This is a genomic window from Mesorhizobium sp. AR10, from assembly GCF_024746795.1.
Taxonomy (GTDB): Bacteria; Pseudomonadota; Alphaproteobacteria; order Rhizobiales; family Rhizobiaceae; genus Mesorhizobium.
The window spans coordinates 438,406-458,447 of the sequence record NZ_CP080524.1 but is presented as its reverse complement, the minus strand read 5'-3'; the positions used below and the strand labels follow the sequence as shown (position 1 = coordinate 458,447).

General features: G+C 63.4%; 20 protein-coding genes. 9 read left to right on the top strand and 11 right to left on the bottom strand.

Features of this window, described 5'->3' with window-relative positions; all coding sequences use genetic code 11:
- Positions 1-27: 27 nt before the first annotated feature.
- From LHFGNBLO_RS05620 to LHFGNBLO_RS05590, 7 genes are all read left to right on the top strand, one after another.
- Complete coding sequence (locus LHFGNBLO_RS05620; RefSeq protein ID WP_258609596.1) at positions 28-954, top strand: LysR substrate-binding domain-containing protein; 927 nt, start codon at positions 28-30, stop codon at positions 952-954.
- Between the two features lie 204 nt (positions 955-1,158).
- A complete protein-coding gene (locus tag LHFGNBLO_RS05615) occupies positions 1,159-2,313 on the top strand; it encodes an ABC transporter substrate-binding protein (RefSeq protein WP_258605048.1) in 1,155 nt (384 codons plus the stop codon).
- 215 nt (positions 2,314-2,528) lie between these two features.
- Entirely contained in the window at positions 2,529-3,527 is a 999-nt protein-coding gene (locus tag LHFGNBLO_RS05610; protein WP_258605046.1) for an ABC transporter ATP-binding protein, read from the top strand.
- The gene (locus LHFGNBLO_RS05605) at positions 3,524-4,492 is read left to right on the top strand and encodes an ABC transporter permease (protein WP_258605045.1); all 969 of its coding nucleotides are present in this window, start codon (positions 3,524-3,526) and stop codon (positions 4,490-4,492) included. The genes LHFGNBLO_RS05610 and LHFGNBLO_RS05605 overlap by 4 nt, the downstream gene beginning before the upstream one ends.
- Positions 4,482-5,297: an ABC transporter permease gene (locus LHFGNBLO_RS05600; RefSeq protein WP_258605044.1), complete on the top strand. Its 816-nt coding sequence runs from the start codon at positions 4,482-4,484 to the stop codon at positions 5,295-5,297. Before LHFGNBLO_RS05605 ends, LHFGNBLO_RS05600 begins: the two co-directional genes overlap by 11 nt.
- A gap of 125 nt (positions 5,298-5,422) precedes the next feature.
- Complete coding sequence (locus tag LHFGNBLO_RS05595) at positions 5,423-6,850, top strand: gamma-aminobutyraldehyde dehydrogenase (RefSeq protein ID WP_258605043.1); 1,428 nt, start codon at positions 5,423-5,425, stop codon at positions 6,848-6,850.
- Positions 6,851-7,007: 157 nt separating this feature from the next.
- The gene (locus LHFGNBLO_RS05590) at positions 7,008-7,712 is read left to right on the top strand and encodes a hypothetical protein (RefSeq protein ID WP_258605042.1); all 705 of its coding nucleotides are present in this window, start codon (positions 7,008-7,010) and stop codon (positions 7,710-7,712) included.
- A 19-nt stretch (positions 7,713-7,731) separates the two neighbouring features.
- Here LHFGNBLO_RS05590 and LHFGNBLO_RS05585 read toward each other — a convergent pair whose 3' ends face one another.
- The 10 genes from LHFGNBLO_RS05585 to LHFGNBLO_RS05540 all read right to left on the bottom strand — a co-directional run bounded on the left by LHFGNBLO_RS05585 (position 7,732) and on the right by LHFGNBLO_RS05540 (position 17,670).
- A complete protein-coding gene (locus LHFGNBLO_RS05585; RefSeq protein WP_258605040.1) occupies positions 7,732-8,046 on the bottom strand; it encodes a hypothetical protein in 315 nt (104 codons plus the stop codon).
- A 134-nt stretch (positions 8,047-8,180) separates the two neighbouring features.
- Positions 8,181-8,543 (bottom strand): nuclear transport factor 2 family protein, encoded by a 363-nt coding sequence (locus LHFGNBLO_RS05580; protein ID WP_258605039.1) that lies wholly within the window; start codon positions 8,541-8,543, stop codon positions 8,181-8,183.
- Positions 8,544-8,622: 79 nt separating this feature from the next.
- Positions 8,623-8,754: a hypothetical protein gene (locus LHFGNBLO_RS05575; RefSeq protein WP_258605038.1), complete on the bottom strand. Its 132-nt coding sequence runs from the start codon at positions 8,752-8,754 to the stop codon at positions 8,623-8,625.
- 109 nt (positions 8,755-8,863) lie between these two features.
- Complete coding sequence (locus LHFGNBLO_RS05570) at positions 8,864-10,417, bottom strand: alpha/beta fold hydrolase (RefSeq protein ID WP_258605036.1); 1,554 nt, start codon at positions 10,415-10,417, stop codon at positions 8,864-8,866.
- 124 nt (positions 10,418-10,541) lie between these two features.
- Complete coding sequence (locus LHFGNBLO_RS05565; RefSeq protein WP_258605034.1) at positions 10,542-10,862, bottom strand: formate dehydrogenase subunit delta; 321 nt, start codon at positions 10,860-10,862, stop codon at positions 10,542-10,544.
- A complete protein-coding gene (fdhD, locus tag LHFGNBLO_RS05560; RefSeq protein ID WP_258605032.1) occupies positions 10,852-11,682 on the bottom strand; it encodes a formate dehydrogenase accessory sulfurtransferase FdhD in 831 nt (276 codons plus the stop codon). Before fdhD ends, LHFGNBLO_RS05565 begins: the two co-directional genes overlap by 11 nt.
- A 2-nt stretch (positions 11,683-11,684) precedes the next feature.
- A complete protein-coding gene (gene fdhF / locus LHFGNBLO_RS05555) occupies positions 11,685-14,594 on the bottom strand; it encodes a formate dehydrogenase subunit alpha (protein WP_258605030.1) in 2,910 nt (969 codons plus the stop codon).
- A 10-nt stretch (positions 14,595-14,604) separates the two neighbouring features.
- Complete coding sequence (locus LHFGNBLO_RS05550) at positions 14,605-16,161, bottom strand: formate dehydrogenase beta subunit (RefSeq protein WP_258605028.1); 1,557 nt, start codon at positions 16,159-16,161, stop codon at positions 14,605-14,607.
- Positions 16,158-16,637: a formate dehydrogenase subunit gamma gene (locus LHFGNBLO_RS05545; RefSeq protein ID WP_258605026.1), complete on the bottom strand. Its 480-nt coding sequence runs from the start codon at positions 16,635-16,637 to the stop codon at positions 16,158-16,160. The genes LHFGNBLO_RS05550 and LHFGNBLO_RS05545 overlap by 4 nt, the downstream gene beginning before the upstream one ends.
- 133 nt (positions 16,638-16,770) lie before the next feature.
- Complete coding sequence (locus tag LHFGNBLO_RS05540; protein WP_258605025.1) at positions 16,771-17,670, bottom strand: LysR family transcriptional regulator; 900 nt, start codon at positions 17,668-17,670, stop codon at positions 16,771-16,773.
- A gap of 151 nt (positions 17,671-17,821) precedes the next feature.
- On the opposite strand from LHFGNBLO_RS05540, the gene LHFGNBLO_RS05535 reads away from it, so the two are divergent.
- Positions 17,822-18,463: a DUF47 domain-containing protein gene (locus LHFGNBLO_RS05535; protein ID WP_258605024.1), complete on the top strand. Its 642-nt coding sequence runs from the start codon at positions 17,822-17,824 to the stop codon at positions 18,461-18,463.
- A gap of 3 nt (positions 18,464-18,466) precedes the next feature.
- Complete coding sequence (locus LHFGNBLO_RS05530; RefSeq protein ID WP_258605023.1) at positions 18,467-19,471, top strand: inorganic phosphate transporter; 1,005 nt, start codon at positions 18,467-18,469, stop codon at positions 19,469-19,471.
- A gap of 6 nt (positions 19,472-19,477) precedes the next feature.
- Here LHFGNBLO_RS05530 and LHFGNBLO_RS05525 read toward each other — a convergent pair whose 3' ends face one another.
- Positions 19,478-19,855 (bottom strand): VOC family protein, encoded by a 378-nt coding sequence (locus LHFGNBLO_RS05525; protein ID WP_258605021.1) that lies wholly within the window; start codon positions 19,853-19,855, stop codon positions 19,478-19,480.
- Positions 19,856-20,042: the final 187 nt, after the last annotated feature.

The following is a 20,042-nucleotide window of genomic DNA, read 5'->3' as shown; positions in this document are numbered from 1 at the left end:
GCGGCCGCCGCCGTGTTTAGTCCGGCCATGGCTTTCACCATCCGTCAGTTGCAGTTCTTCATCGCCGTCGCCGAGCAAGGCACGGTGTCGGGTGCGGCGCAAAACCTGTCGATCTCGCAATCGTCGGTCACCGAGGCGATCAAGGAACTCGAAAGCGATCTCGGCGTCGAACTGTTCGAACGTCACCCGCGCGGCCTCAACATCACCCACAAGGGTCACCAGTTCCTGCGCCACGCGAGAAAAATTCTTGCTGACGTTTCCGACGCGCGGCGCGCTTTCTTTGGCGACCAGGTGGTGACAGGCGGCCGGCTGCAGCTCGGCGTCACCTCGCTGGTTGCCGGCTATGTGCTGTCTGACCTCCTCGCCCGCTACCGCCGCGCCTATCCGGGCGTCGAGGTCTCGGCCATCGAGGACAATGGCGACTACCTTGAACATTTGCTGATCGGCGGCAAGCTCGACATCGCCGTCATGGTCACCTCGAACCTGCGTGACCGCACTGCCCTGCAGTCGGAAATTCTGGAAGTCTCGGCCTACCGGCTATGGCTGCCGCTCGGCCATTCGCTGGCCGGCGCCGACATCATCGGCATTGGCGACATCGCCGGCGAACCGCTCATCATGCTCACCGTCGACGAGATCGAGGAGAATACCGGCAAACTGCTGGCGGCGATCGGCGCCAAGCCGCATGTCGCCTTCCGCACCCGCTCGGTCGAGGCGGTGCGCAGCCTCGTCGCCACCGGCGCCGGCGTGGCGCTGCTGCCGGACCTCGTCTACCGGCCATGGTCGCTGGAAGGCGACCGCATCGAATCGCGCGATATCTCCGGCTCATTGCCGGTCGTCCAGGTCGGCATGGTCTGGCGCCGCGGCTCGAGCCTGCCGCAGGCGGCTCGCGACTTCATCGGCCTTGCCCAGTCGCAGCGCACGGTGCGCCAGCGGCCTGACAAAACTGGACGCTGAGATATCGGAAAAACCGATATCGCCTTTCTGACAAATGAATTTGCGAAACCGGAAATTTCACAGCACTTTCTCTGTCAGGGACCAAAGCCGCCGCCAGAGCGACATGCGTCCATAGGAAGAGCTGACCTTTTTTCAGTCCGCGTGTGACCCCTAGCGAAGACCGAACCCGGCTTCGGGGTCATGCGCTAAAATGGGAGATCGATAATGAATTCATTCCTGAAGTCATGCACTGCATTGACGGTCGCGCTGACCTTCTCCGGCCAGGCTGTCGCCCAGGTCAAGGAGCTCGGCAAGGGCGAAGGCCAGGTCAACATTGTCGCCTGGCCGGGCTACATCGAGCGCGGCGAAACCGACAAGGGCTACGACTGGGTGACCTCCTTCGAGAAGGACACCGGCTGCAAGGTCAACGTCAAGACCGCCAACACCTCCGACGAGATGGTCTCGCTGATGAACGAGGGCGGCTTCGACCTCGTCACCGCTTCGGGCGATGCCTCGCTGCGCCTGGTCGCCGGCAAGCGCGTCCAGCCGATCAACACCGATCTGGTCCCGAGCTGGAAGACGGTCGATGACCGGCTGAAGGATGCGCCCTGGTTCACGGTCGACAAGGTGCATTACGGCGTTCCCTACCAATGGGGGCCGAATGTGCTGATGTACAACACCGAGGTGTTCAAGGAGGCCCCGAAGAGCTGGAACATCGTCTTCGAGGAGATGAACCTGCCCGATGGCAAGTCGAACAAGGGCCGCGTCCAGGCCTATGACGGACCGATCCACGTTGCCGACGCCGCCAACTATCTGATGTTCCACAAGCCGGAACTCGGCATCAAGGATCCCTACGAGCTGACCGAGGACCAGTACAAGGCAGCGCTCGATCTGCTGCGCGTCCAGCGCACGCTGGTTGGACGCTATTGGCATGACGCCGCAATCCAGGTCGACGATTTCCAGAACGAAGGCGTCGTCGCCTCCGGTTCATGGCCTTACCAGGTCAACACGCTGGTTGCCGCCAAGAAGCCGATCGCCTCGACCGTGCCGGAAGAAGGCGTCACCGGCTGGGCCGACACCACGATGATGGAGGCCGACGCCGCCAACCCGAACTGCGCCTATATGTGGCTGGAGCATTCGCTGTCTCCGAAGGTACAGGGCGATGTTTCCGCCTGGTTCGGTTCGCTGCCGGTCGTGCCTGCTGCCTGCAAGGGCAACGAGCTCTTGACCGACGAAGGCTGCAAGACCAACGGCTACGACAATTTCGACAAGATCAAGTTCTGGAAGACGCCGGTGTCGAAATGCGCCAGTCAGAACAACCAGTGCGTGCCCTATTACCGCTGGGTGTCGGACTATATCGGCGTCATCGGCGGGCGCTGATTTCGCCCATTGCCCTCTCCCTTGTGGGGAGGGTCGACGCGTAGCGTTGGGGTGGAGTCCGCGAGGTGGGGCTGATCGGCAGGTCATGCCGGATCACCCCAGCCGCGGCTTCGTCGCAACCTCCCCCATTGAGGGGAGTGCCGCGCCAATCCGCCATCCCAGTCGGGAGGCGAGAGCGATTCGACAAAGCTAAACCGGCAACAGACTGGCAGCCCATGACACCAGCCGTCTCCTTCCAAAAGGTCTCCCGCCATTTCGGCAGCGTCCGCGCCGTCGACGCGGTCGACCTCGATATCGTGCCGGGCGAGTTCTTCGCCATGCTTGGTCCCTCGGGTTCCGGCAAGACGACCTGCCTGCGCCTCATCGCCGGCTTCGAGCAGCCGACGGCCGGTTCGATCTCGATCTTCGGCGAACGCGCCGAGGGCGTCCCGCCCTATCGCCGCAACGTCAACACCGTCTTCCAGGACTATGCGCTGTTCCCGCATCTGAACGTGCTCGACAACGTCGCCTACGGGCTGATGGTCAAGGGCGTCGGCAAGCCGGAACGGCAGAGGGCAGCGGAAGAGGCGCTATCGCTGGTGCGGCTTCCGGGCTATGGCGCTCGTCGTCCAGGCCAGCTTTCCGGCGGCCAGCGCCAGCGCGTCGCGCTGGCCCGTGCGCTGGTCAACCAGCCCAAGGTGCTGTTGCTCGACGAACCGCTCGGCGCGCTTGACCTCAAATTGCGCGAGAACATGCAGGAAGAGCTGAAGTCGCTGCAGAAGGCGCTCGGCATCACCTTCATCTTCGTCACCCACGACCAAGGCGAAGCGCTGTCGATGGCCGATCGCGTCGCCGTCTTCAACGACGGCAAGATCATGCAGATCGGCACGCCGGAAGACATCTACCAGCGGCCGAAGACCCGCTTCGTCGCCGATTTCGTCGGTTCGTCCAATGTGCTGCCACCGGATTTCGTCCAGCGCTACTGCGGCCAGCATCGCTGGGGCAGCCTGCGCCCTGAATCCATTCGCGTCGGCCGTGCTGCGAAAGGCGAAGGCGTCGCCGCTCGCCTTGTTTCGACCAACTATCTCGGCGCCACGACAAAACTGACGCTCGATGCCGACGGGCTAAGGCTGCACGCCATCGTGCCTGCCGGCTCTGCTGTGCCGGAGGAAGGCGAGACAGTCGTGCTCACCTTCAACCGCGAACATTTGCACGTGATGGACGAGCCGGCATGAGTCTCGACGCCACCATGCCGCGTGCCCCCGCCCCCGCCATCCTGCCCGGAAGCGGTGGCCTGCGCGGCGCGCTGTCAGACCTTTTCTGGCGCAAGCCGAAGGTGTTGCTGTTGCTCATGCTGCTGCCGCCGGTGCTGTGGCTCGGCATCGTCTATATCGGCTCGCTGTTCGCGCTGCTGCTGCAGAGCTTTTTCTCGATCGATGAATTCTCAGGCCTCATCAATCGCGAGTTTACGCTCAAGACCTATGGCGACCTGTTACACGCGGCCAACCTCGACATCATCCTGCGCACGGTGACGATGGCAGCCCTGGTCACGCTCGCCTCGGCGGTCATCGCTTTCCCCATCGCCTATTATGCGGCGCGTTATGCGCGCGGCCGCTGGAAGGCGCTGTTCTATCTCGGCATCATGCTGCCGCTGTGGTCGAGCTACCTGGTCAAGATCTATGCCTGGAAGCTGATCCTGGCCAAGGAAGGCATCCTGACCTGGCTGCTCGCCAAATTGCATCTCCTGTGGCTGCTCGACGGCTGGCTGTCGCTGCCGGTCGTCGGCGGCAATTCGCTGTCGGTCTCTGCCACCGGCACCTTCATCGTCTTCGTCTATGTCTGGCTGCCGTTCATGATCCTGCCGGTGCAGGCAGCGCTCGAGCGCGTGCCTGGCAATCTGGTCGAAGCCTCGTCCGATCTCGGTGCCTCGCCGGGCCAGACTTTCCGCAACGTGCTGTTTCCGCTGGCGCTGCCGGGCATCGTCGCCGGCTCGATCTTCACCTTCTCGCTGACGCTCGGCGATTACATCATCCCGCAGATCATCGGCACCTCGCGGCTGTTCATCGGCCAGGCCGTCTATTCGCAGCAGGGCACCGCCGGCAACATCCCGCTCGCCGCCGCCTTCACCGTGGTGCCGATCGTCATCATGGGCTTCTACCTCTGGGGCGCCAAGCGCATGGGGGCCTTCGATGCGCTCTGATGGCTCGCAGTCCGCCCCACTCGGCCTGAAGGTCGCCGCCGCTTGCGGCCTGCTGTTCCTGCATCTGCCAATCCTGCTGATCTTCGTCTACGCCTTCACCACCGAGGAAAAGAGTTTTGTCTGGCCGCCGCCGGGGCTGACCACGCAATGGTTCGCCGTCACCTGGAACAGGCCAGATGTGTGGCAGGCGCTGTCGCTGTCGGTCAGGGTCGCGGCGATCTCGACCGTGATCGCACTGATCCTCGGCACGCTTTGCTCGGCAGCGGTGTCGCGGACAAAATTCTTCGGCCGCGAAACCATCTCGCTGCTGGTCATTTTGCCGATCGCGCTGCCCGGCATCATCACCGGCATCGCGCTGCGCTCGGCGTTTTCGCTGGCCGACATCCCATTCTCGTTCTGGACGATCGTGCTCGGCCACGCCACCTTCTGCGTCGTCGTCGTTTACAACAACGCCGTTGCCCGCTTCCGCCGCACCTCCGGCTCGATGATCGAGGCCTCGATGGATCTCGGCGCCGACGGTTTTCAGACCTTTCGCCATGTCGTGCTGCCCAACATCGCCACCGCTCTGCTCGCCGGTGGCATGCTGGCCTTCGCTTTGTCCTTCGACGAGGTCATCGTCACCACCTTCACCGCCGGCCAGCAGCAGACGCTGCCGATATGGATGCTGGAAGAGCTGATCCGTCCGCGCCAGCGCCCGGTCACCAATGTGGTGGCCATGGTCGTCGTGCTGGTGACGCTGCTGCCCATCCTGCTTGCCTATTACCTGACCCGCGACGGCGACCAGATTGCGGGCAGTGGAAAATGAAAACAGCGAATAAGGAGTAGCGCATGGCGATAGGGGAGATCGACGGTCAAAACCCACTCGCTACTCGCTACTCGCTACTCGCTACTCGCTACCCACTACTCGCTTCTGTTTAGGGAGAGACTTCCATGGACACCCAGATGCTGATCGGCTCGAAATTCGAGAAGGGTACCGAGACCGAGGAGCCGATCCTCAATCCGAAAACAGGGGCGACCATCCTCAATCTCCCCGAGGCGAACCCGGCACAGATCGAAGCGGCCGTGGCTGCGGCCGAACAAGCGTTCGTCTTGTGGTCGCGCACCACGCCGGCGCAGCGCTCGGGCTATCTCCTCAAGATCGCCGACCGCATCGAAGCCGAAGCCAACGAGTTCGCCGCGCTCGAGGCGCTGAATTGCGGCAAGCCGATCAATGCCGTGCTCAATGACGAGATCCCGGCGATCGTCGACTGCTATCGCTTCTTTGCTGGGGCCGTCCGCTCGATGCCAGGCGTGCTCGCCGGCGAATATCTGCCCGGCCACACCTCGATGGTCCGGCGCGATGCCATCGGCATCGTCGCATCGATTGCGCCCTGGAACTATCCGCTGATGATGATGGCCTGGAAGTTGGCGCCCGCAATTGCTGGCGGCAATACCGTCGTCTTCAAGCCGTCGGAACAGACGCCGCTGACGGCGCTCAAACTGGCGACGATCCTGGCCGAGATATTGCCGGAGGGCGTGGTCAACGTCGTGCTCGGCCGCGGCGACAGCGTCGGCAACACGCTGATCAACCACCCCAAGGTCAACATGATTTCGATCACAGGCGATGTCGCCACCGGCAAGAAGGTGCTGCAGGCCGCCGCCAAGTCGGTCAAGCGCACGCATCTCGAACTCGGCGGGAAGGCGCCGGTCATCGTCTTCGACGACGCCGACCTCGGCGCGGTGGTCAACGGCCTGCGCGCCTTCGGCTACTACAATGCCGGTCAGGACTGCACCGCTGCCTGTCGCATCTATGCCGGCAAGAAGATCTACGACAAGCTCGTCGCCGATCTCTCCTCGGCCGTCTCGACCATCAAGTACAACCGCCCAGACGACACCGAGAACGAGATCGGGCCGTTGATCTCACGCCGCCAGCGCGACCGCGTCTCGAGCTTCGTCGAGCGCGCCTCCGAGCTGAAGCACATCGAGATCACCACCGGCGGCAAGCCGGGCGAAGGCTCCGGTTTCTACTACCAGCCGACGGTCGTTGCCGGCGCCTTGCAGGAGGACGAGATCGTGCGCCGCGAAGTGTTCGGCCCGGTCGTCTCGATCACCCGCTTTTCGGAAGTCGACGAGGCGGTCAAATGGGCCAACGACAGCGACTACGGCCTGGCGTCTTCGGTCTGGACCAAGGATGTTTCACGCGCCATGGCAACCGCCGCACGCCTGCAATATGGCTGCACCTGGATCAACACCCATTTCATGCTGACCAACGAAATGCCGCATGGCGGGGTGAAGCAGTCCGGCTACGGCAAGGACATGTCGCTTTACGCGCTGGAGGACTACACCGCCGTGCGGCACGTCATGGTGGCGCACGGGTAGTGCTGCCACCACTATCTCTAAAATATTTGCCGTGCCATTTTCTGTATATTAAGCGTGGGTAACCTTCGTGGCATGGCGACGGTTCACGATTTACTGAATATTCAACCTGAACGAGCAGCCTCTTTGCCGAGAAACCGCGCGGCGAGGGGGTTTGCGCATGAATACGACCAAGATCAAGCTGGTATTGATCGGTGGCTTCTGCCTGCTGATCGCTGTCTTCGGCGGCAAGGACATGATCAAGAGAAGCGGCTGGACCGAGGCGTCGGCCGAAATCCTTGCGGTCAACATCGAATGCGACATGGAATCGACGGCGCATAAGGTCGTCTACAAGACCGTGAGCACCGCCACGATCCCATGCGAGCTGGTTGACGCGTTCAAGACAGTGCACGCGGACAAAGAGTGGAAGGTGAGCCAGAAGTTCACCGGCACCTTGCGTGTCGGCACCGGCGCCGATGCCGTCGAGGCCACCATGGATCTCAACAAGAACGGCTCCCGCGAACCGCAGGTCGGCGACAAGCTCACGGTCGTTCAGAATCCCGCCAATCCGACCCAGATCGAGCGCACCGGCATGACCGGCACGCGTCTGACGATAGTCATTGGCGCCGCACTGCTCGGCGCGCTGCTCCTCTTTATTGCTTTCCGGCCCCGCAGGCAGTCATCGGCTTACGCCATGGCCGGGAACCTTGCCGGAGATGCCGGCGCGGACCAGCGAGCCCGCCAGGCCGACGCCATGATAGCGGCGGCACTTGCCAAACGGGCCACACTGACCAACCAGGGAGCGCCGGCGCGTATCGCGGCTGCCGGATTGGCCAGGGAAGACCGCTTCTCCGGGCAGCGGACGAGCTTCGGCCGCCGCAGCTGACGGCCGAAAATCGCGGCTCCTATTCCACGATGCGGTAGATGTTCCACAGGCTGGTGCCTGACACCACATAGGGTTCGATCTCCTTGCCCCATTTGGCGTGGGCGTCGATCTTGCCGATCTTGGCAAAGAACTCCTCCAGCTTGGCGAGGCTTTCGACCTGGTGATGCGATTCGACCGTCGCCTCCCGTGCGCCGATCGAGCCGGTCATGATCCGGAACTCCAGGTCGGCGATGCCGACCTGCGAGCCGATCTCGCGTTCCCATTTCTTCAACAGGTCGAGCACGGTCTGCTTGTGCCCGAACCTGGCGTCGATCTGCCATCTGGCGCTGAACATCTTCTTCTCCTCCAGGTTTGCGGCCAGAGCATGATCCCGAAAAAGTGGAATCCGGTTTTCGGGAAAGATCATGCTCCAACACTGAAATAGAGCCCCATCCCGATTCCAGCGGGATGACAGGCTCCGCTGTTGATCTACTCGTCCCAGGCCTGCACGACGGTCTGCCGCGCAATCAGCCCGTTCTTCAACTCCAGCATCGCCGCGCAGAACACCTTGGTCCCGTCCGGATAGGCGCAGGCCTGGGTGAAGGCGAGGTTGTTGCCGTCGGCGATGGTGGTGTCGACCTTGTGGGTCATCGCCCGACTGCAGATGTCGTCCCAGAACGTGCTGATCGCCGCGCGCCCGCGAATTTCGCGCGGCTTGCTCGGTGGGTTGTTGCGGTCGATCACCCGCACCAGCGCGTCGTCGGCATAGAAGCTCGACAGCAGCTTTCCATCACGGCCTTCGATGGCTTTCTTGATCGCCGGGCCGTCCACGGTTTGTGTCTTGGTCAGCATTTCTTCCTCCATGTGCCCGTCTCCACGGGCGTTCAATTGATCGGCTCTGCCCGGCACGAGCGCCGGACAGCAGTTCTCTTCACTGCGACTTGGCCTTGACGGCCGCGAACACCTGGTCGGTCTGCTGCTTGAATGTCGGAGCCGTGACGAGCAGCGCGCCGATGCCTGCCGATATCGCCAGAGACTTGAGTGTCCGGATCGACTTCAACATTTCGTCCTCCGTTCGCAGCGCCTTCCCGGCGACATCCGCCTGGCCTGCATGGAGAGAATTGATAGCGCTTACGCTACCTTGGCCGCTTCGCCCGAAAGCGCCATGGCTCTCATGGCCCGTCCGGGCCAGTGTGCCGGGCTGAAAACGCCGCCGCCGCCGCCCGCGACGGCAGGTCCAGCTTGAGCAGTATGTTGGCGACGTGGCGCTTGACCGTGTGCTCGCTCAGCCTCAATTCGGCGGCGATCGCGGCATTGCTCTTGCCGTCGGCAATCAGGCTCACCACCTCGCTTTCGCGCGTCGTCAGCGTCGCCGGCTCGCTCGCCCTGGTCCTGGGGCGGCAGGCGGGTTCCAGATGCTGTTCGGATGTCGCCTGGACCAGCGCCAGCGGCTCGTCCAGTTCATCGAGCGCGATGCGCCCGGCGTCGGTGAAATGCAGGCCTGAGCCGGCTGCCAGGTCGGCAACCAGTCGTGACGCGAGGATGTCGCCACGACCGGCATGGGAGGCAAGCTGCATGGTCACGCGCGCCGTCAGCCCGTCTGGCGGCCCGCGCAATTCGACCTCGCCAACATGCGCGCCCTGCGCGCTGGCGATGCCGATCTCCTGTGCAGAGTCGCGCAGTGCCGCCGCGCAGCGTATGGCGCGTGCTGGGCCATCGAAGCGCGACAGCATCATTTCGCCATGCGTGCCCGCCGAGCGGCCGCCATGACGCCCGACCAGTAGCCGCCAGCTTTCCTGGAAGCGCTGGCTGCGTTCGCTCCACATGCGGTCGCCGATCCGCGCCGTGTCATAGATGCGCGTCGCCAGCAGTGCCGCCAGCACGCGCTCCGCTTCCACCACCGCGCGTTCGCCGGTCAGGAATTCCTCGATCACGTCGGCCACCCGGTCGACATCGCCGGTCCAGATCGGATGGTCGCGCCCGGGGATCTCGACCAGCCGCGCGTTCGGGATTTTTTTGGCCAGGAAGCGGCTGGCGGCAGGGTCGACCCGCGCGTCGTTGCGGCGATGGATCAGCAGCGTGGGCGCGCTGATCGCCGGGAGGATACCGCGCACGTCGATCCCGGCATTCATGCGCGCCAGTGCCGCCGCTGCCGTCGGGCTGGCCGACAGTCGCTCGAAGCGCGCCCACCATTGGGTAAAATGCGGGTCGTCGACCCGGCCCGGCGCGAAATTGGGCAAAGTGGCGCCTGTACCCCACGACGTTCCCGCCGTCGCGATGAATGCCTCCAGCCGTTCCGGTGGCATCACCCATTTGTGGAAATGCGCATAGCCGCCATAAAGCACCAACGCCCGCGTCCGCTCCGGATAGGTGGCGGCGAACAGCATCGCCATCGGCGCGCCCTCGGAAGCGCCCAGCAAGGCCGCGCGGCCGCTGCCGGTGGCATCCATCACCGCGCGCACGTCGTCCATGCGGGTTTCGAGGCTGGGCAGATGATGGGCGTCGACGCGGTCGGACAGCCCCGTGCCGCGCTTGTCGAACAGGATCAGGCGCGAGAAGGCTGAAAGCCGTTTGAGCAGCCGGCTGTAGCCCTCGTCTTCCCAATGCAGGTCGAGATTGGAAATGAAGCCCGGCACGAAAACAAGATCGAACGATCCCTGGCCGACCACCTGATAGGCGATCCGCACATCGCCGCTAAGGGCGTATCGGGTCTCGATTGGCCTCACACAAATATCCCACCCGGCCAGACGATTTCTGATCGTCAACCATAGCAGAGCCTTGCCGTTTGCGGCAGCCGAACTTTAGAGGGCTGAAATATAAGACCTTTGGCGACCGGAGGCGTTTGCCAGCCTACTTCTGCGGAGCGGTGCTCTCGGCCTGCGCAGGCCCTCGTCCAGTGTAACCGATACTCGTATCGGCCTGTTCTGGCGTCTTGGGTCGCTTGATCTTGGCGGAAGCCGCCACGACGAGTTCGTTGAAGCCTTCACCGCCACTGTTCAGCATCTCGAACAGCTGCCGCCGCATTCTCGGCTCCCAGAACTTGTTGATGTGCTCGGCGACGCCGGCGATGCCTTCCTCGCGCGGCTTGGAGTGAAAGAAGGCTGCGATCTGGTTGGCCATGATCACCAGCTTCTCGCTGGTGCTCATGATGTGCTCTTCGTCATGCGACATGCTTGGTAACTCCGGAGACCACCCGGCCGGGGTGGGTGAAAATATCGAAATCGTCGCCGCGCACCAACGCCACCAGCGTCATGCCGGCTTCTTGCGCCGTGCGGATGGCGAGGGCGGTGGGCGCCGAGACGGCGATGATGAAAGCCGAGCCGATCGCCGCCGTCTTCTGCACCATTTCGACAGAAACACGGCTGGTCACGACGACAGCACCCGATGCGCCGTCGATGCCGGCCTTGGCCAGCGCGCCGGCCAGCTTGTCCAGCGCATTGTGGCGGCCGACATCCTCGCGCGCCATGACGATACCCTTGCCGGGCACATAGAAGCCCGCGGCGTGGACTGCGCCGGTCTCGGCGTGCAGCGGCTGCACCTTCGACAAAAGCTTGACGGAACGGACGATATCGTCGGCCTCAAGCGTAAGTTTCGACGAACCGACCACATCAACCGACCTCATCGCTTCCTCGATCGATTCGATACCGCACAGGCCGCAGCCAACCGGGCCGGCCAGCCTGCGCCGCCGTGCCTCGAAGCGGGTATTGGCTTGGTCCTTCAGCCGGATCTGGATGTCGATGCCGGCGCCATGATCCTCGACCTCGATGGCCTCGATCTCGTCTGGCCTCGCAATGATGCCTTCGGTCAGCGAGAAGCCGAGCGCGAAATCCTCGAAATCGGCCGGGCTCGCCATCATCACCGCATGCGTGGTGCCGGCAAAGGAAAACGCCACCGGCGTCTCTTCCGGCACCATGCGGTTGCCGGCCGCAGTGCCGCCGGCGCGGCGCGCCAGCCGCGAGATCTGCGTCGTGGCTTTGCGGCGCGCGCCCAAGGTTACTCCGCAGCTTCCAGCGGGGCGATGCGACGGCTGTTGCGCGCTTGCTCGTCATAGTCGCGCTGCCATTCCGACGGCCCGTTGGAGGCGCCGACCTGCACCGCCGTTACCTTGTATTCAGGGCAATTGGTCGCCCAGTCGGAGAAGTCGGTGGTGATGACGTTGGCCTGTGTGTCCGGATGATGGAACGTCGTGTAGACGACGCCCGGCGACACGCGATCGGTGATCAGCGCGCGCAGCGTCGTCTCGCCGGAGCGGCTGGTCAGCCGGACCCAATCACCATCACGCAGTCCGCGGTTCTCGGCATCGTGCGGATGGATCTCCAGCCGGTCCTCGCTGTGCCACATCACATTTTCGGTACGCCTGGTCTGCGCCCCCACATTGTACTGCGAGAGAATCCGGCCGGTGGTGAGCAGCAGCGGGAAGCGCGGCCCGGTCCTTTCGTCCGTCGCCACATATTCGGTGCGGATGAACTTGCCCTTGCCGCGCACGAACCCATCGACATGCATGATCGGGGTGCCGAGCGGTGCCTTCTCATTGCAGGGCCATTGCACGGATCCGACACGGTCGAGCAGTTCGAAGGAGACGCCGGCGAAGCTCGGCGTCGTCTTGGCGACCTCGTCCATGATCTCTGAGGGATGCTGATAATTCCAGTCCAGCCCCACTGCACGGGCAAGCTCCTGCGTCGCCTCCCAATCGGCGTAGCGCGCCTTCGGCTCAAGAACCTTGCGCACCATGTTGATGCGGCGCTCGGCATTGGTGAAAGTGCCGTCCTTCTCGAGGAAGGTGGAGCCCGGCAGGAACACATGCGCGTAGTTCGCCGTCTCGTTGAGGAAGAGGTCGTGCACGACGACGCATTCCATCGCAGCGAGGCCGGCGGCAACATGTTTGGTGTCGGGATCGGACTGCAGAATGTCTTCGCCCTGGATGTAGATACCCTTGAAAGTGCCGTCGACGGCAGCATCCAACATGTTGGGGATGCGCAGGCCGGGTTCGTCGTCCAGCTTCACGCCCCACAGGCTCTCATAGATGTCGCGCACGGCTTCGCCGGAGATGTGGCGATAGCCGGGCAGTTCGTGCGGGAACGAGCCCATGTCGCACGAGCCTTGCACGTTGTTCTGGCCGCGCAGCGGGTTCACGCCGACGCCTGGCCGGCCGATATTGCCGGTGGACATGGCGAGGTTGGCGATCGCCATCACCGTGGTTGAACCCTGGCTGTGTTCCGTCACCCCGAGCCCATAATAGATCGCGCCGTTGCCGCCGGTGGCGTACATCCGGGCCGCGCCGCGGATCAACTCGGGATCGACGCCGGACAGCTTGCCGACGATTTCGGGGCTGTTTTCCGGCAAGGCGACAAACGAAGCCCAATCCTGGAACTCCACCCAGTCGCAGCGCTCGCGGATGAAGGCTTCGTTGAAAAGACCTTCGGTGACGATGACATGCGCCAGCGCCGTCAGCACTGCCACATTGGTGCCGGGCTTCAGCGGCAGGTGGTAATCCGCCTCGATATGGGCCGACTTGACCATCTCGGTGCGACGCGGATCGAGCACGATCAGCTTGGCGCCCTGGCGCAGCCGCTTCTTCAGCCGCGAGGCGAACACCGGATGGGCGGAAGCGGGATTGGCGCCGATGATGACGGCGACGTCGGTGTAATCGACGGAGTCGAAATCCTGCGTGCCGGCCGAGGTGCCATAAGTCTGGCCGAGCCCGTAGCCGGTCGGCGAATGGCAGACGCGCGCGCAGGTATCGACATTGTTGTTGCGGAAGCCCTGCCGCACCAGCTTCTGGACGAGATAGGTCTCTTCGTTCGTGCAGCGCGAGGAGGTGATGCCGCCGATCGCGGTGCGGCCATATTGATACTGGATACGGCGAAATTCCTTGGCCGTATGGGCGATCGCCTCTTCCCAGCTCACCTCGCGCCAGGGATCGCTGACCTTTTCCCGGATCATCGGCGACAGGATGCGGTCCTTGTGGGTGGCATAGCCATAGGCGAAACGGCCCTTCACGCAGGAATGGCCGTGGTTCGCCTTGCCGTCCTTGTACGGCATCATGCGAATGACCTCGTCGTCCTTCACCTCGGCCTTGAACGAGCAGCCGACGCCGCAATAGGCGCAGGTGGTGACGGCCGAGCGCTCCGGCATGCCCTTCTCAAGCACCGTTTTCTCGCGCAGCGCGTCGGTCGGACAGGCCTGCACGCAGGCGCCGCAGGACACGCATTCGGAGGCGATGAAATCCTCGTGCATGCCGGCGACCATGCGCGATTCGAAACCGCGGCCCTCGATGGTCAGCGCGAAGGTGCCCTGCACCTCCTCGCAGGCCCGCACGCAGCGCGAGCAGACGATGCATTGCGCCGGATCATAGGTGAAATAGGGATTGGATTCATCGCGCGCGATGTAGTCGACCGTCAGCGAGCCATGGCCGGGCGCGACGCCGTTTTCCTTGACGTGGTTACGGCCCTCGACGCCGAAGCGGTTCTCGGTCAGGCCCACCGACTTTGCCACCGTGTCGAACTCGCTGGCGCCGGTGCCGGCTTTCTCGCTCCAGCCGGTCGGATGGTCGGATACGTAGAGTTCCATGACACCGCGGCGAATAGCGTCGAGCCGATCGGACTGCGTGCGCACCACCATGCCTTCGCCCACCGGCGTCGTGCAGGACGCCGGCGTGCCGCCACGCCCTTCGATCTCGACGAGGCAGACGCGGCACGAACCGAACGAATCCAGCATGTCGGTGGCGCAGAGCTTGGGGATCTCGACCCCGCCTTCCATCGCGGCCCGCATGATCGACGTGCCTTCCGGCACCCTGATGCTGCGGCCGTCGACGGTCAGCGTGATCTGCTTCTCCGCATTCGATGGCGGGGTTCCGTAGTCGATCTCTTCGACGAGTGATGGGAAGTCGGCCTTGATGTTCATCTGCCAGCTCCTATTCAGCCGCCACGCGCGCTGGCGCAGGCTTGAAATCTTCGGGGAAATGGGTGATCGAGCTCATCACAGGATAGGGCGTGAACCCACCCAGCGCGCACAGCGATCCGAATTTCATTGTGTTGCAGAGATCGGTGACCAGAGCGAGGTTCTTCTCCGGCTCGATGCCGGCGGCGAGCCTGTCGATGGTCTCGACGCCACGTGTCGAGCCGATGCGGCAGGGCGTGCACTTGCCGCAGCTCTCGATGGCACAGAACTCCATGGCGAAGCGTGCCTGCTTCAGCATGTCGGCGGTGTCGTCGAACACGGTGATGCCGGCATGGCCGATCAACCCATCCTTGGCGGCGAAGGCTTCATAGTCGAACGGCGTGTCGAACAAGGCGCGCGGGAAGTAGGCGCCGAGCGGTCCGCCGACCTGCACCGCCTTCACCGGGCGCCCGGTCGCGGTGCCGCCGCCAATATCGTCGACGATCTCGCCCAGCGTCATGCCGAACGCTGCCTCGAACAGACCGCCATGCTTGACGTTGCCGGCGATCTGGATCGGGATGGTGCCACGCGAGCGGCCCATGCCGTAGTCCTTGTAGAAGGCGGCACCCCTGTCCATGATAACAGGCACCGAGGCCAGCGAAATGACGTTGTTGATTACCGTCGGCTTGCCGAACAAGCCTTGGATTGCCGGCAGCGGCGGCTTGGCGCGAACCACGCCGCGCTTGCCCTCCAGGCTGTTCAAGAGCGAGGTTTCCTCGCCGCAGACATAGGCGCCGGCGCCGACACGGATTTCCATGTCGAAGGCATTGGGCGAGCCCAGCACATTGACGCCGAGCACGCCGGCCTTGCGGGCGACCGCGACAGCCTGGTTCATCATCGCCACCGCATGCGGATATTCCGAGCGGATGTAGACAAAGCCCTTGGTCGCACCCGTCGCGATGCCGGCGATCGCCATGCCTTCGATGAGCACGAAAGGATCGCCCTCCATGATCATGCGGTCGGCGAAGGTGGCGCTGTCGCCTTCATCGGCGTTGCAGACGATGTATTTACGGTCACCGGCGGTGTCGAGCACCGTCTTCCACTTGATGCCGGTCGGGAAGCCGGCGCCGCCGCGGCCGCGTAGCCCTGAGTCCGTGACTTGCTTGACGATATCGGCCGGCGCCATGGCCACCGCGTTCTGCAGGCCCCTCAGCCCGCCATGCGCCTTGTAATTGTCGAGCGACAGCGGATCGATGACACCGCAACGCGCGAAGGTCAGGCGCGTCTGTTTCGCCAGGAACGGGATCTTGTCGGGCGCGCCCAGCCAGCGCTTGTGATGGCCACCTTTGAGGAAGCCGCAGTCGAACAGGCTCTTGACGTCGGAAGGCTTCACCGGTCCATAGGCGACGCGGCCGGTGGCGGTCGCCACCTCGACCATCGGCTCGAGGAAATAGGCGCCGCGCGAACCGTTGCGCACGATCTTGGCCTCGATGCCACGTTCGGCGAGTTCCATTGCAATCGCCTTGGCGACCTTTCCGGCACCCAGTGCCAGCGCGCCGGAATCGCCAGGAATGTAGATGCGCGGGATCATGAGCGCGCCTCCGCCACGATCTCTTCGATCTTCTCGTCGTCGAGACGGCCGATCACCGCGCCGTCCAGCATCGCCGACGGCGCGCAGGCGCACAGCCCGAGGCAATAGACCGGCTCCAGCGTCACCGATCCGTCGCGGGTGGTTTCGTGGAAACCGATGCCGAGCAATTGCTTGATTTTGGCGGCGACGGCATCCGAGCCCATCGACTGACAGGCTTCCGCCTGGCAGAGCTTGAGCACATGCCGGCCGGCCGGATGGGCGCGGAAATCGTGATAGAAGGTGACGACGCCGTGCACTTCGGCTCTGGAGAGGTTCAGCCCATCGGCGATGACCGGCAGCGCGTCGTGCGGCACATGGCCGAACTCTTCCTGGATCTCGTGCAGGATCGGCAGCAGTGGGCCCTCGAGCCCCTTCATCTCCTGGATGATCGCCGCCGTGCGCGACGCGATCTCGGTACTTGCAGGCTGCATCGGCATGCAGCGCCCTCCCTGGTCGTAGCTTTTATCGCTAAGTCTTTACAAAATCAGAGGAAACTAGCGAAATCAATAAAGCTGGTTCGTCGATCGATAGAAATCTTCTATCGATCGCATTCAGCCAACATTGTCTAGCCTAGCGCAACGCTCGGAAATCGTCCGCCAGCGCCATCGCCTCGTCCAGCAGCGCCGAGACCAGCGGCGTGTGCGGTTCGCGCGGCGTCGCCACCAGCCCGACCGTATGGCTGGCGTCCGGCTCGATGATCGGAATGGCCCGGATCGGTTCGGAAAAGCCGAATGTTTCCGCGAGGTTGAGCGGCATGATCGACGACCATTTGCCGGTGCGGATATGGGAAAACAGCACGATCATCGAATTGGATTCGAGTGTCGGCCGCACCTGCACGCCGGCCTCGGCCAGATGCTGGTCGATGATGCGGCGGTTCTGCATGTCCGGCGTCAACAGGCAGAGCGGCAAATGGCTGAGCTCGGCCCACGTCACTTTGTCGCGGTCGGAATAGGGATTCCCGACAGCGGTGATCAGCTGGTAGCGTTCGTCATAGAGCGGCACGCTGGTCACCCGCCCCAACGGCTCGTTGTCGAGATAGGTGATGCCGGCGTCGATGTCGAAATTGCCGAGCAGCGACAGCACCTCGATCGAGGTGCGCGACAGCACCGAGAAGGTGACGCCGGGATGTTTTGCCCGAAAGGGTGTCGTCAGTCGCGCCACCATGGCCAGAGCGGTCGGGATGGCGGCGATGCGGATGCGGCCGGAAAGGCCGTGGCGTGCCGCGCGCATCTCCTCGCGCATGGCGCGGGTGTCGCCGACGATGCGGCGCGCCCATGTCAGCACCTGCTTTCCCTCGGGCGTCAGCCCCTGGAAGCGTGAGCCGCGCAGAACCAGCATCACCCCAAGCTGGCCCTCCAGCTGCTTGATCCCGGCCGAAAGCGTCGGCTGGGTGACGCCGCACAACTCTGCCGCCCGGCCGAAATGCTCCTCCCTGGCCAGCGCGATGAAGAATTCCAGCTTGTCGATCATGCGATCTTTCCGGTCGTTCCGCGCAAGGTCGGGGAAATTGTCTTTCGCCGCAAGCGGTATGCGCAATTGCTGCGCATCCACATCTTTCAGCCGGCTTACTGTTTCCAGCGGCGATATGCGGCGCTATGTGGATGAAACTGGGAGATCGACCATGCTGGGCTGGTTCCGCAAGCTGCTGCCGCGCGAAGATCGCTTCTTCGACCTGTTCGAACGACATTCCCGCACCGTGGTTGGCGGCGCCGAGGCACTGGAGCAGCTTCTGCAGGGCAAGGACATCGATCGCTGGTGTCAGAAGATCATCGATCTTGAAGACGAGGCCGATCATATCACGGCGGAAGTCCTGCTGGCGGTGCGGCGCTCCTTCATCACGCCCTTCGACCGCGGCGACATCAAGGACCTGATCCAGTCGATGGATGACGCCATCGACATGATGCACAAGACCGTCAAGACGGTGAAGCTGTTCGAAAGGAAGGAATTCGACCCGCTGATGCAGGAAATGGGTGGCGTCATCGTCGATACGGCCAAGCTGGTCGCCGAGGCGATCCCGTTGCTCAGCAAGGTCGGAGCGCACACGGTGCGCCTCAACGCCATCGCCGAAGAGGTCATGCGTGCGGAAGGCCGGGCCGACGATCTGCACGAGCAGGGGCTGAAGGACCTGTTCAAGCGGCATGGCCGCAGCGATCCGATGGCCTACCTGATCGGCAGCGAGATCTACGGCCAGCTGGAAAAGGTTGTCGACCGCTTCGAGGACGTCGCCAACGAGATCAGCGGCATCGTGATCGAGAACGTATAGGCGATGGAAGTCACCATTGCCTTTCCCGTGCTGGTCGGTCTTGTTGCGGTCGCGCTGTTCTTCGACTTTCTAAACGGCCTGCACGATGCCGCCAACTCCATCGCCACCATCGTCTCCACCCGCGTGCTGAGGCCGCAATATGCGGTGTTGTGGGCGGCATTCTTCAATTTCATCGCCTTCATGTTCTTCGGTCTTCATGTCGCCGAGACAGTGGGAAAGGGCATCGTCGACGTCGCTGTCGTCACGCCGGCGGTTATTTTCTCGGCGCTCGTCGGCGCCATCGTCTGGAACATCGTCACCTGGATTGCCGGCATCCCTTCGAGCAGCTCGCATGCGCTGATCGGCGGGCTGGTCGGCGCTGGCGTTGCCAAGGCCGGCATCGGCGCCATCGTCTGGACCGGGCTGGGCAAGACCACGGCCGCCATCGTCTTGTCGCCGGCGACCGGTTTTGTTCTGGCGCTTCTCCTGATCCTTGTCGTTTCGTGGCTGTTCGTGCGCCAGACGCCGTTCGCCGTGGACAGCACCTTCCGCGTCATGCAGTTCGTTTCCGCCTCGCTCTATTCGCTCGGGCACGGCGGCAATGACGCCCAGAAAACCATGGGCATCATTGCCGTGCTGCTCTATTCGCAAGGCATGCTCGGCGCGAATTTCTACGTGCCGCTGTGGGTCGTCCTCACCTGTCAGTCGGCTCTGGCGCTGGGCACATTGTTCGGTGGCTGGCGCATCGTCCACACAATGGGCTCCAAGATCACCCGGCTGAACCCGATGCAGGGTTTCTGCGCCGAGACCGGCGGCGCCATCACCCTGTTCGCCGCCACCTGGCTCGGCATTCCCGTGTCGACCACGCATACCATCACCGGCGCCATCATCGGCGTCGGCGCGGCCCGCCGCGTCTCGGCCGTGCGCTGGGGTATTGCCGGCAACATCGTCATCGCCTGGATCGTCACCTTACCGGCGACGGCGGCGATTGCGGCTCTCACCTACCTTGCGGTCAGCCTAGCAGGATAACGAACCTTACCTGTCGACAAGGTTCAGGATGTTGCCGTCGGGATCCTTGAACCAGGCGACCTTCATCCCGTAGCCGACATGGATATCGCCCTCCATTGTCAGGCCGGGCATGTCGTAGTGCTCGAAGGTGACGCCCTTCGATTTCAACGCCTTGACGACATTGCCGATCTCGTCGCCAACCATCCAGGTCACTGCCGTCGCTTTGTTGGTTCCAGCAAATTGGGAGTGATAGACATTGATGGCAGTGTCGCCGCTCTTGTACACGATCAGTTCGCCGGCTTCATCGTGCACCTGTTCCAGGCCGAGCGTTCCTTCGTAGAAGGCCTTCGCCTTCGCCAAGTCCTTTACCGCGAGATTGGCCGTTGCGTTGCTGTTTGCGAGCATGGTCGCCTCCTTCTCTGATTGTCGGTCCCGTGCTGGTCATTGAAATAGGTCACCGCGATTGTTTGACGACTGTCGCCTGACCCGATTTGCTGGTCGCACCGGCACCCGACTATCTGGAAGACGTTTGGCGCGGCTAAAATCCGACAGGGTCCGCCGTTTTTCCGCACACGCCAAGGCAGCCATTGCT